This is a genomic window from Kitasatospora sp. NPDC056800, assembly GCF_042789775.1.
Lineage (GTDB): Bacteria > Actinomycetota > Actinomycetes > Streptomycetales > Streptomycetaceae > Kitasatospora.
In genome coordinates this window covers 23,344-34,580 of sequence record NZ_JBHUAL010000091.1, presented here as the reverse complement: position 1 = coordinate 34,580, position 11,237 = coordinate 23,344, and the positions used below count along the sequence as shown (strand labels likewise).

At 69.5% G+C, this 11,237-nt stretch carries 10 protein-coding genes; 7 read left to right on the top strand and 3 right to left on the bottom strand.

The features are described from left to right. Window positions 1–70 precede the first annotated feature (70 nt). Window positions 71–1,375 (bottom strand): M14 family zinc carboxypeptidase, encoded by a 1,305-nt coding sequence (locus tag ACFRQN_RS20885; RefSeq protein ID WP_074000689.1) that lies wholly within the window; start codon window positions 1,373–1,375, stop codon window positions 71–73. A 566-nt stretch (window positions 1,376–1,941) separates the two neighbouring features. Here ACFRQN_RS20885 and ACFRQN_RS20880 point away from each other — a divergent pair. Then, entirely contained in the window at window positions 1,942–3,879 is a 1,938-nt protein-coding gene (locus tag ACFRQN_RS20880; RefSeq protein WP_380741496.1) for a TIGR03960 family B12-binding radical SAM protein, read from the top strand. A gap of 1,145 nt (window positions 3,880–5,024) precedes the next feature. Then, window positions 5,025–6,386 carry a YDG/SRA domain-containing protein gene (locus ACFRQN_RS20875; RefSeq protein ID WP_380741495.1) on the top strand — a complete coding sequence of 454 codons (1,362 nt, stop codon included), beginning with the start codon at window positions 5,025–5,027 and terminating at the stop codon, window positions 6,384–6,386. Between the two features lie 167 nt (window positions 6,387–6,553). Here ACFRQN_RS20875 and ACFRQN_RS20870 read toward each other — a convergent pair whose 3' ends face one another. Beyond that, a complete protein-coding gene (locus ACFRQN_RS20870; RefSeq protein WP_380741494.1) occupies window positions 6,554–7,267 on the bottom strand; it encodes a creatininase family protein in 714 nt (237 codons plus the stop codon). Window positions 7,268–7,289: 22 nt separating this feature from the next. Beyond that, window positions 7,290–8,564, bottom strand: coding sequence for a hypothetical protein (locus ACFRQN_RS20865; protein WP_380741493.1), 1,275 nt, complete (start codon window positions 8,562–8,564; stop codon window positions 7,290–7,292). Between the two features lie 280 nt (window positions 8,565–8,844). Here ACFRQN_RS20865 and ACFRQN_RS20860 point away from each other — a divergent pair, with 280 nt between their 5' ends. From ACFRQN_RS20860 to ACFRQN_RS20840, 5 genes are all read left to right on the top strand, one after another. Beyond that, window positions 8,845–9,204 (top strand): ATP-binding protein, encoded by a 360-nt coding sequence (locus ACFRQN_RS20860; protein WP_380741492.1) that lies wholly within the window; start codon window positions 8,845–8,847, stop codon window positions 9,202–9,204. Between the two features lie 148 nt (window positions 9,205–9,352). Continuing rightward, entirely contained in the window at window positions 9,353–9,823 is a 471-nt protein-coding gene (locus tag ACFRQN_RS20855) for a hypothetical protein (RefSeq protein WP_380741491.1), read from the top strand. Further along, the gene (locus ACFRQN_RS20850) at window positions 9,820–10,134 is read left to right on the top strand and encodes a hypothetical protein (protein WP_380741490.1); all 315 of its coding nucleotides are present in this window, start codon (window positions 9,820–9,822) and stop codon (window positions 10,132–10,134) included. Before ACFRQN_RS20855 ends, ACFRQN_RS20850 begins: the two co-directional genes overlap by 4 nt. Beyond that, window positions 10,131–10,418 (top strand): hypothetical protein, encoded by a 288-nt coding sequence (locus ACFRQN_RS20845; RefSeq protein WP_380741489.1) that lies wholly within the window; start codon window positions 10,131–10,133, stop codon window positions 10,416–10,418. Before ACFRQN_RS20850 ends, ACFRQN_RS20845 begins: the two co-directional genes overlap by 4 nt. A gap of 162 nt (window positions 10,419–10,580) precedes the next feature. Beyond that, window positions 10,581–10,874: a hypothetical protein gene (locus ACFRQN_RS20840; RefSeq protein ID WP_380741488.1), complete on the top strand. Its 294-nt coding sequence runs from the start codon at window positions 10,581–10,583 to the stop codon at window positions 10,872–10,874. Window positions 10,875–11,237 lie beyond the last annotated feature (363 nt).

Below are 11,237 nucleotides of genomic sequence, written 5' to 3'. Positions count from 1 at the left end.
GTCCGGGACTTCCCGGGCCGGCCCCGCCGCCGTGTCCGGGGGCGCTGTCGTGTCCGGGGCCGGGGCGGGTTCAGAGGAGGCAGTCGGCGGTGGTGAGGACGGCGCGGGTCTGGTGGGCGAGTTGCTCCTGGACGGGCACCCAGCGGGTGCCGAAGCGGTGGCGCAGCCGGTCGAGGCTGTCGGCGACGACGGTGCGGGCGCGGTCGCGGGCGGCCTCGACGCCGGGGCCGCGGGTGTCGGCGAGCAGCCGCAGCAGGATCGACGCGACCCGCAGCGGTACGCGGGCGGCGACCAGTCCGGCGGTGGTCACCCGGGAGGCGGTGAGCGGTTCGGCGCCCCAGCGCTCCAGCCACTCCTCGGCCACCCGCGGGGCGACCGCCAGGCTGGACTCGGCGGTGCGCAGCAGCGGGCCGTACGCCTCGTGGCCGGGCGTCCCGTGCCGGTGCGCGCGGACCGTCGGGAGCAGGGCGGTGAGGTCCGCGGCGCGTGCGGTGAGGTCGCGGGCGGCGGCCGCGAGGGCCTGCGGGCCGGCCGGGTGGCGGTGGGCGTCGCCGACCGCGTCGACGGCCCACATCGGGACCTCCAGCACCGCGGAGACCGCGCCGTACCGGGCCGCGTACGACCAGGTGGACAGCTCGGGCTCGTCCGGCAGGGCCCGGGAGCCGCCGGTGCCCGGAGACGGCATCAGGTAGGTGCCCGGGTCCGGGCTGGCCCAGCCGATCGCGTCGTAGGAGTCCACGTCGAGCGGCACGCCGGCGCGCTGCGCGGAGCGGGCGAAGCGCCCGGCCAGGCCCGGGACGGGGCGGGTGAGCTGGGCGAACGCGCCGCCGAAGTCCACCCCGTGCAGCGAGCACTGGAGGAACGGGCGCAGTTCGTCGATCAGTCCGGTCAGCGCCAGGCTCTCCGGCATCGGCGGGCGGCCGGAGCCGGGGGCGGGCAGCAGCTCGGGCTGCTCCTCGAAGGAGGGGCGGAAGAAGTGCTCGTAGTGGCGCCGCATGGTGAGCGGGCCGTCCAGCCAGCCGGCGTTGAGCGCGGCGCCGTCGGGGTCGAGGCAGAGCAGCAGGTGCCAGGAGAGTCCGGGGCGGGCGGGGCGGTCGAGCAGCACCTCGGCGAGCCGGACGGTCCCGGCGGTGCCGATCGGTTCGTTGGGGTGCGGGCCGCCGACCACCAGGACGGCCCGCGGGCCGCGGTCCACGGAGAGCAGCAGCAGCGGGCGGCCGGCCCGGGAGCGGCCCACCTCGCGCAGCCGGCAGCGGTCCGGGTGCCGCAGGGCGAGCCGCCGTGCGGCGGACTCGGCCTGGGCCGGCGTCGGGTAGCGGGCCGGCCGGGTGTCGAGGGTCCGGAGCGGGCGGATCCGCCGACCGGTGTCGGTCATGGTTCTCCTTGCGCCGGTCGTACGGCCGCCGGGGCGCGGGCGTGCGGGTGCGCCGCCGGGCACGGCGTGCGGGCGGGGGGACGGGGGAGGGGGACGGGGCTGGGCGTGGCACCGCGGGCCGGGAACGGCGGCCGTGCGGGGACGGACGGGGCCGTCCGTGGGCGGCCCGTGGGGAGGGAGAGGCGTGCCGGCCGGAAAACCGACGAGGGCCGAGCGTACGACTCAACTTCCTTGTCCGGAAGGGGTGCAGATGTCTTTGGCGGAGCCCTGTCAGTACCGCACGGGCCGTCCGGGCGTGTCAACGGCGGACGGGACCGGCCGGCGGGCGCCCACCGCGCGTGCCGGGGCGGGCACCAGCGGGCTCGGGAGGCCACCGGTGGGCACCGGTGGGCACCGGTGGACACCGGCGGGTGCGGGCGGAGACCGGCCCGTCCGGGGTCGCGCCGGAGCGCGGAGGGCCCGTGAACCGGGGCAGACGGCCCGTTCCCCGGATTGGGCTACCCTTGAGGGTCACCCCTCCCGTGCCGACTCGCGGCACCGAATCACGTCGTAAGGGTTCCTAGTACATGACTGTCGAATCGGTCTTCCCACGCCTGGAGGCCCTCCTCCCGCACGTCCAGAAGCCGATCCAGTACGTCGGCGGCGAGCTGAACTCGACCGTCAAGGACTGGGACGCCTGCGACGTCCGCTGGGCGCTGATGTACCCCGACGCCTACGAGGTCGGGCTGCCCAACCAGGGCGTCATGATCCTCTACGAGGTGCTGAACGAGCGTGAGGGTGTGCTCGCCGAGCGCACCTACAGCGTCTGGCCGGACCTCGAGGCGCTGATGCGCGAGCACCACGTCCCGCAGTTCACCGTGGACGCCCACCGCCCGGTGAAGGCCTTCGACGTGTTCGGCCTGTCGTTCTCCACCGAGCTCGGCTACACGAACATGCTGACCGCGCTCGACCTGGCCGGCATCCCGCTGGAGGCCAAGGACCGCACCATCGACGACCCGATCGTCCTGGCCGGCGGCCACGCGGCCTTCAACCCGGAGCCGATCGCGGACTTCATCGACTGCGCCGTGGTCGGCGACGGCGAGCAGGCCGTCCTCGACATCACGGAGATCATCCGCGCCTGGAAGGCCGAGGGCCGCCCGGGCGGCCGGGACGAGCTGCTGCTGCGCCTGGCCCGCACCGGCGGGGTCTACGTCCCCAAGTTCTACGACGTGGAGTACCTGGCCGACGGCCGGATCGGCCGCGTCGTGCCGAACGCCCCCGGCGTGCCGTGGCGGGTGTCCAAGCACACCGTGATGGACCTCGACGAGTGGCCGTACCCGAAGCAGCCGCTGGTCCCGCTCGCCGAGACGGTGCACGAGCGGATGTCCGTGGAGATCTTCCGCGGCTGCACCCGCGGCTGCCGCTTCTGCCAGGCCGGCATGATCACGCGCCCCGTGCGGGAGCGAAGCATCACCGGCATCGGCGAGATGGTGGAGCGCGGGCTGAAGGCGACCGGCTTCGAGGAGGTCGGCCTGCTGTCGCTGTCCAGCGCCGACCACACCGAGATCGGCGACATCGCCAAGGGCCTCGCGGACCGCTACACCGAGGACAAGATCGGCCTGTCGCTGCCGTCCACCCGCGTCGACGCCTTCAACATCGACCTCGCCAACGAGCTGTCCCGCAACGGGCGCCGCTCGGGCCTCACCTTCGCCCCCGAGGGCGGCAGCGAGCGCATGCGCAAGGTCATCAACAAGATGGTGTCGGAGGAGGACCTGATCCGCACCGTCGCCACCGCGTACGGCAACGGCTGGCGCCAGGTGAAGCTGTACTTCATGTGCGGCCTGCCCACCGAGACCGACGAGGACGTGCTCCAGATCGGCGAGATGGCGAAGAACGTCATCCAGAAGGGCCGCGAGGTCACCGGCCAGAACGACATCCGCTGCACCGTCTCCATCGGCGGGTTCGTGCCCAAGCCGCACACCCCGTTCCAGTGGGCCCCGCAGCTGTCCGCCGAGGCCACCGACGCCCGCCTGGCCAAGCTGCGCGACTCCATCCGCGGCGACCGCAAGTACGGCAAGAACATCGGCTACCGCTACCACGACGGCAAGCCGGGCATCGTCGAGGGCCTGCTCTCCCGCGGCGACCGCCGGGTCGGCGCGATCATCCGCGAGGTCTACGAGGACGGCGGCCGCTTCGACGGCTGGCGCGAGTACTTCTCCTACGACCGCTGGATGGCCTGCGCCGAGAAGGGCCTGGCCGGCACCGGCGTCGACGTCGACTGGTACACCACCCGCGAGCGCACCTACGAGGAGGTGCTGCCCTGGGACCACCTGGACAGCGGCCTCGACAAGGACTGGCTCTGGGAGGACTGGCAGGACGCCCTGGAGGAGGTCGAGGTCGACGACTGCCGTTGGACCCCGTGCTTCGACTGCGGCGTGTGCCCCCAGATGGACACGGCCATACAAATCGGCCCGACGGGCAAGAAGATGCTTCCGCTGACGGTCGTCAACGGCCCTGGCCAGTAGGAATGCATGGTGGCGTGGGTGACACGGCGAGCGAGCTGTGTGACCTACTTCACAGACTCTCGGAGGGTGAGCGGGAGCTCGTCCTGGGCGTGCTCGGCCTGAGCTCCGCCCCGGACGGGTCTTCCGCTCCCTCCGGGGAGGCCCGGCAAGGCGGCCGGAGGGCTCCTCTGCCCGCCGCCCGGAGTGCCCCGGGCATCGAGTCCTCGATCGAGTGGGTCTGAGGCCTTGAGTGACTTGTAGAGCCCTCCCTGATTACGTCAGGGAGGGCTCCATTTCGTTTCGTAGGTCCTGCCGCCATGGTCGGGGTGGCGGCCGGCTGCCACCCCGACCATGTGGTCATGGAGCAAAGATTCCCGCCCCCGAGGCCTCGGAGCGTCTACTGGCGAGTGGGCGCCATGATGCTATGGCGTCCGATGAGCGCGTTGAGCACGTTAAGAGCTGCCTTCTGGCGCTGGGTTTTCCTCGACCACACAGCAGGGCAGACGACGCCGAAGAACAGCAACGTCACCAAGATCAGACCCGGTGCCGCCGAAATGACGGCGATCGTGGTGTTGCCTTGGAGGCTGGCGGTGATCGGGCCTACGCCAGTAGCGGCGGCAGCGCCGGCCGGCGCCAGCCAGCGGGAGGCTGCCCGGTGCGGCGTAGGGCCCGCGACCTGGACGCTTCCGGCGGACACGGGACTCCCCGTACCCTCGTGCATGTAGTTCTCCGGATGTTCTAGATGGGGCTACGAGTGATGACGGCTTCCTGTTGGCGCAGGGAGCCGTCGCTCCATCAGGAGTGCACGGCTGAGCCGACAGTGGCAACGATGCCAGACCCTCCAGAACCGAAGTTCCGCAGAAAACATCGCGGTACTCCCGCAAGTTGGGATAGTCCCAGGCCAGTCGCCCATGGGGCCAACTTGTTGTGACGCACGACACAAGTTTCAAGGAGGGGTTTGTGATGAAACTCACAGTGATGGCATGCCTCGCAGGCTCCCTCTGAGCGGGAACGGCGCCTTGGTGTCCTTCGCGCACCAACTCCGCGAACTCCAGGAACGCTCTCAAGGAACCGTTGACTCGGTGGTGGCACTAGGTGCGTCCCGTACGGCCGTCTATGAGGCGCTACGGGGCTCTCGCCTACCGAGCATCAAGAACCTTGACCTCATGGTCGAGGCTTGGGGCGATGGCGGCTCACCAGAGCGTCAGATGTGGCGCCAGCGGCGGCGCGCCGTCGAGGAGGACCTGGCGGAGGAGGCCAGGCGTCGAGGCTCGGCGACGGCGCGCCGCACGCCCGAAGAGGAGGACTTTACGCGGAGGCTGCGCGAACTGTGGGGCAGGGCTGGCGGCCCGTCGACAGAGCGAGTGGCCCGCCACTGTGCTCTCAGCGCGAGGACGCTTGACTCCTATCTGGACGGGCGGACCATCCCGACGGAAGAGCGTCTCCGTGAGCTCTTCGACGGCTTGTCTGTGGTGTGCGGAGACGAAGGCACGTGGTTGCCTGCCGCCCGGGAAGCGTTCCTTGGGGAGGTGCTCTTCCGGGCTCGAACGGCACGCAAGGAGGAGAAGGAAAGGGTCCGGGAGCTGGCGTCAGCTCTGCCGGCGGGACAACCGGCTGTGGAGTATGCCCGGAGCTTCGACGGCTTCGGTGCGGTGCCTGGCGTCCATCTTGGGCAATGGTTCGAAGCTCGCAGAACGCTCTCCCAATCTAAGGTGCACCGCCCCCTACAGGCCGGAATCTGCGGTACGGCGAAACTTGGCGCCGAATCGATCGTGGTTGCTGGTGGCTACGAGGACGACGAGGATTTTGGCGATGTGATCATCTACACCGGGCAGGGCGGCCGGCAACCCGAGACTGGGCGACAGGTTCGAGATCAGGAACTGACGCTTGGTAACGCGGCCCTGGCGACAAGTGCGGCAAGTGGAGCACCGGTACGGGTGGTGCGTCCCGCCAACCCCGGGTACCGGTACGACGGACTATTCCGGGTTGAGGACTACTGGTCGGAGCAATCTCGGGAAGGTTTCGGAGTCTGGCGGTTCCGCCTGGTTGCGCTCCTCCCGGCTGAACAGGCCGTGGTGGCCACACAGGTGTCAGGTCCTGCGATAGAAGGTGCCGCCAGCCACATGGAGACCAACAACGTTCGGTCACCAGTGCTGGTTCAGCGTGTCGTACGGAGCAGTGCGGTCGCCAACTTCGTGAAACAGATACACGACTACACGTGTCAGGTGTGCGGTGCTCGGCTGAATCTGTCGACCGGCGCGTACGCGGAGGCAGCACACATCACGCCTCTGGGGCGGCCGCACAACGGTCCGGACGAGCCTGCCAACGTTCTGTGTCTCTGCGCTAATGATCACGTGCTCTTTGACTTCGGCATGCTGATCGTCAACGATGACCTGACCGTGGTGAACCGATTCGACAGTCACATAGTTGGTCGGCTCCGAGAAATGCCGGGGCATGCCGTTGACCGGAGACGTCTCGCGGAGCACCGTGTCCGGCATGGGCTGCCGTCTGACGGCAACTTGCGTTGAGTGGTGCTCTGATCATTCATACAAGACGACAGACACTGTCGGCTGGGTCGGCCGGATGTGTCGACGCCGCCTTTTCTGTTCGCGACGGAATCGAAAAGGGCCCTGAGCCTGAAGTCTGCGAAGCCCGCCAGTTGCGGTTCAAGCTGGCGGGCCCTTGGCCCCCACCCTTAGCTGTTGCCCAGTAGGGAGAGGTGGGCGGCGGCCGACACGGACAAGCTCTCTAGGATGGCCTTGCCCTTCTCTGCGGTCCCAAGCGACGGGCGGCCGATGATGCCGCTCCGGGTGTAGCCGGCCATGCCCAGCGTGAGGAGGTGGGGGCGTTCTGGGGCGTCGTGATCGTCCTGCTCGATGCCTGCGCGGATGAGGTGGGGCGCGCCGTGGAGGAGGAGTGACACCTCCAGTTCGCCGCCGTGCATGTCCTCGGCGCCGTTGCTCTCCAGGCTGGCGGCTTCGCGGGCTTGGTGCCAGTCCTCCCGGACGGGGAAGAGGGCGACGCGCGGGCCCTCGGTGTTGGCCTCCTGAACCACGTTGGAGAGCACGTAGTTCCCGCCATGCCCGTTCACGATCAGCAGGCCTGGGACGCCGGACGCCCGGAGGGACTTCCACGTGTCGTTGATCACGGCGTAGAGCGTGGCGGCGCTGATGCTGACGGTGCCCGACATGTGGGCGTGCTCGTGGGAGCAGGACAGCGTGATGGGCGGCAGGAGGAACAGGTCGTAGTCGGCGGCGATCCGCTGGGCGATCAGGCTGGCTACGACGGTGTCGGTGGTCAGGGGCAGGTGGTCGCCGTGCTGCTCGAAGCTGCCGACCGGCAGCACGGCGATCTTGGCGCCGCGCCGGCGTTCGTCTGCGGAGGTGGCGGCCGTGATCAGTGCGTCCATGGGCCCAGCCTCTCTCATGAGGTCAACGGCGGTCGAGAGGGGATCCGCCGCTCATCAGGGTCAAGCGACCGGTGAACGTGGCTACTTCGGGTACGGCTCTCCACTGCTGGAGTGCCTTGCCTGCTGCGGACAGTTCGAACATGGCCCGGGCGGACTCGGTGTCGATGGCGATCGACAGTGCCCGGTCTGCCGCTGCGGCGGCCTGCTCGGGTTCGCCGGACACCGCGTAGGCGCGCGCCAACCTGGAGAGGTACACGCCCTGGTCGTTGCGGTAGATCGACGGCAGGATCTGGAGCTCGGCTTCGAACATGTCCACGGCCGTTCGTGGGTCGCCGAGTTCGAGCAGGCAGTTCGCGCGCTGCATCTCGATGTAGGTCGGGGTGCAGTACGCCAGATCAAGCGCGTCGTCCGCGTGGGAGTCGTCCGGCTCGGCGGCGAGTTCGTGGGCCTCGTCGAACTTGGCCTGGGCGAAGCGCTGGTTGCCAGTGAGGGTGTGGCCCTGTGCCTCCTGCTGAGCGGCCAGGGCGCGGATGCGGAGGGTGGCACCGGCAGCTCGTTGTGCGGCGCGAGCGAGGCCGATGGCCTTCTGGGCATCGCGCCGGGCGGTGGCCTGGTTGCTCTTCCGGAAGAGCACGTAGGCGGCCATGACGTCATCGCCCGCTTCCTGCGCCCATTCCATGGCGCGGTCCGACCAGTAGAGGGCCTGGTCGAAGTCGCCGAGATCCTGGTTGAGCCAGCCCAGGAACTCCGCGGTGCGGGCGCCGATGACGAGAAGCTCGTCCCGGGCACGCCCGGCGGCGTTCTGCTGAATGCGGTCGAGCAACCGGACGTGTCGGGTCACCGCGTCGAGCGCGTGGCGGGAGCCGAGCAGGTTCGCGGCCCGGTAGTGGCCGGGCATCAGGCCGCGCAGGTGGCTGACGAAGAACTCGGGGTCGATCGGTGAGTTGAGGCCCTGCCCGGTAGCGGACGGCTCCGGCACGCGGCGCCTGGGCGAGGGGAGGGGCGTCTCCTGTTCCCACTCCCTGGCGGCCAGCCCGAGCATGCGTCCGGGGATGTGGAGGCCGTCCGCGATCCGTTCGATGAGGTCGATCTTCTCGATCTTGCGCTTCCCGGAGGCGATCTCGCCGACCCGGCTCGGGGTCATGTCGCAGGCGCGGGCGATGAGCGAGGGGTAGATTCCGGCGAGCTTGAGCAGCCGGAACACCGCGGCGAAGTCGCGGCTTCGGCACGCCGCGATCATCTCGGGGTTGGCGAGCAGGCCGGCCGGGAGCCGGTCCGGAACGCGCGCATCGGTCACCGCAGCCCCCGCTGTCGATCAATAGACGCCGCAAGGAAGTTGATTACCTGTGAGTTTACCCACATTGGGTAATCACCTTGGGTACGAAGTTCGCACTCCCTCTCGGCAACCTGATGGCAAGGGCCGGGTTGTCGAGGTCCGGTCGTCCCTGTGGGCACCGGGAGGGTGGTGCGCTTTGATCAGCTTGGGAGAACCCCAGGGCACTGCTGAGTCGCCTGAGATGGACGGTGGGATACCCGCGTTCGAGGTGAGGCTCACCCGCCACCGAAGGTCCGCCGGCGTGGCCCGGCTGCACCTTCGCACCTTCCTGGCCAGTGTGCCGGGCGGGGGTGTCCTCGCGCACGACGCCGCGGTGGTACTCGACGAGTTGGTGAGCAACGCGGTGAAGCACGCCAGGGTGTCCAAGGGGCGGCGGATCTACGTCCGCTTCGAGATGGTGGTCGATCACCTTCGGTTGGAGGTGCACGACGCGAGCAACGAGAAGCCGGTGATCCGGCGGTCCACTGGCCTGGACGCCGAGTCGGGGCGGGGGCTGTGCCTGGTGGAAGCCCTGTCCGTGGAGTGGGGCTTCGTGCCTCGCCCGGAAGGTTTCGGGAAGATCGTTTGGGCGCTGGTGGGCCTGGGAGGCGGTGCGTCGTGAGCAAGCGGGCGCCCGGGTCGACGGAGACCCGGTGTTTCTACTGCGGTGCGGGGCTGCTGAGGGCGGTGACCCGGGTCATCGTGGTGAACGGCCGGACGGTTCGTGTCCACGCGTGGCACCCGCGCCGTGCGGGGGAGGTGTCCGGGTGATGGGGCTTCCCGTCGATGCGGGCACGGGCGCTCCTGCGCGCCCCGCCGACCGGTTTCCGCACATCGCCCTCAGCTTGGGGCAATGGCGGGTCGATGAGGCCTACTGGGCCGTGGAGCGGGTGCGCACCGGGGTGCCCCTGGCGGAGATGGACCACGCTGAGCTGCTGTCCACGGCCGAGAGCGCGTTGAAGCACGCGGAGTCGCTGGTCTTGCTGCTGGAGGCGGTGGAGCTCGCGATCCCCATTGACCGGCCGAAGACCCTCGACCAGGTGATCACGCCTATCCGCGAGTACTTGAAGTGGACGTTGGACGCGCACAAGCCGTACGCGGGCTCGGCGGAGTACGTCGGTGAGGTGAAGCGGGTCGGCGGCTGGCCCTCGGTCCGGGTGCGCGTGGAACTGGAAGTCGTGGAAGGGACGCCGAACGGATCGGCGACCAAGCGCAACGCACGGAGGAGGGGGAAGGCATGACCGATACCGTGCACACGACCTCGGCGGGCACGCCGTACCCGTTCCCGGTGATCGTGGAAGTCCGAGGCGTGACGGCGCCCGTGCGCTTCAACAGGCTGCCGGACGCGATGGCCGCGCTGCTGGCCACGTTGGGCGCCTTGCCGCTCAGCCCAGACCAGCAGGGGTACTTCGCCGAGTTGTTCGGACCGTCGGCGGTGCCGTCGGTGGGGCACCGGCTCGCGACGCACGGGGAGGTGCGGGCCCTGGCCTTCCTCGACCTGACCCCGACCGTGGTCCGCCTTTACCCCGCCGGCCCCGGGGCGCCGCAATGATCCGGCGGCTGAGGGCCTGGCGAGACCGCTTCTCGACCTGGTGGCTTCTGGACGGCCAGTTCTCCTGGCCGGTGCGCGCCGTCTCGCCGGGGCGCCGAGCCGCACACCGTGACGTGATGGCGTGGTGCGACGAGCCGGGTTACGCCGCGGGGCAGCGAGCGCAGCTGATGCGTCGTATCTGGCGCGAGGAGACCGGAGTTGAGGATCCGCTGGCCGGTCTGAGCGAGGCGGAACTGTTCAGCCGGGTCTTCGGCAACGAGGAGCCGACGCGCGACCGCGCGTGACCTGATCAGGGACAACAGAAGACGTGCCGGACCACCCCGAGACCTTGGCGGGAACAGGGGTGGTCCGGTGGGTCGGAACCCGGTGCCGATGGTATCGGGCTCCTCGGCATGTCTGTGCACGGATGGCCGGTTCGGTTCTTGACCAGGGGAGTTGAAGAACAGTTGGACGAGGACGACGACTTCGGTGCGGAGTTGGCGGCGAGCCTCGACCCGGACTCGTGGGTGTGGCTACCGGGCGTCGACTACGCCGCTGGCTGGCGAGTCGCGAGACGGACGGCGGACGAGGTGAACTCCCTCCTGGCGGCGTGCGGCGTGGATCGCTCGAAACTTCGGGCGATCGCCGACACCGATGCTCAGGGTGGGGCGCTGGTCCGCCTGGAGGGTGTCCTGGAGGGCTGGATGAGTCTCAAGGAACTACTCTGCCTTGTAGCCAACACCCGTGACGAACTGGCATGACGGGGTCAGTGCCAGTTCCTCACCCGCAGCGGTCGTTTGTTCCAGATCGGGAGCCAACAATGAGGGGCGGGAGGTGGGGCGCTCCACCCCCCTTACGAGAGCCGTGTCCGGCTGTACAGCCGGACCTATACCGCGCCCAGCCTGCCTGTTCTTCGGCTGCTACCCCGCCACTACCCGCAACCGACCGTCATGTACCGTCCGATCTGGCACGCCCGTCGCACAGTGTGTCGCCTGCGGCTGGCGCTGGTGCAGCCGACCCGCTGAAAGGGAGCAGCTACGTTCCAAGCCGTGCTTGGGCGGAATACCACCTCGGTCCTTCCACCTCTTTCCCTGAGGTGACCTGGGCGACTGCCTGAGGCAAGA

Coding starts and splice junctions, on each gene's coding strand:
- ACFRQN_RS20885 (WP_074000689.1), bottom strand. CDS start 1,375: ATGACCGACACCGGTCGGCGGATCCGCCCGCTCCGGACCCTCGACACC.
- ACFRQN_RS20880 (WP_380741496.1), top strand. CDS start 1,942: ATGACTGTCGAATCGGTCTTCCCACGCCTGGAGGCCCTCCTCCCGCAC.
- ACFRQN_RS20875 (WP_380741495.1), top strand. CDS start 5,025: ATGGTCGAGGCTTGGGGCGATGGCGGCTCACCAGAGCGTCAGATGTGG.
- ACFRQN_RS20870 (WP_380741494.1), bottom strand. CDS start 7,267: ATGGACGCACTGATCACGGCCGCCACCTCCGCAGACGAACGCCGGCGC.
- ACFRQN_RS20855 (WP_380741491.1), top strand. CDS start 9,353: ATGGGGCTTCCCGTCGATGCGGGCACGGGCGCTCCTGCGCGCCCCGCC.
- ACFRQN_RS20850 (WP_380741490.1), top strand. CDS start 9,820: ATGACCGATACCGTGCACACGACCTCGGCGGGCACGCCGTACCCGTTC.
- ACFRQN_RS20845 (WP_380741489.1), top strand. CDS start 10,131: ATGATCCGGCGGCTGAGGGCCTGGCGAGACCGCTTCTCGACCTGGTGG.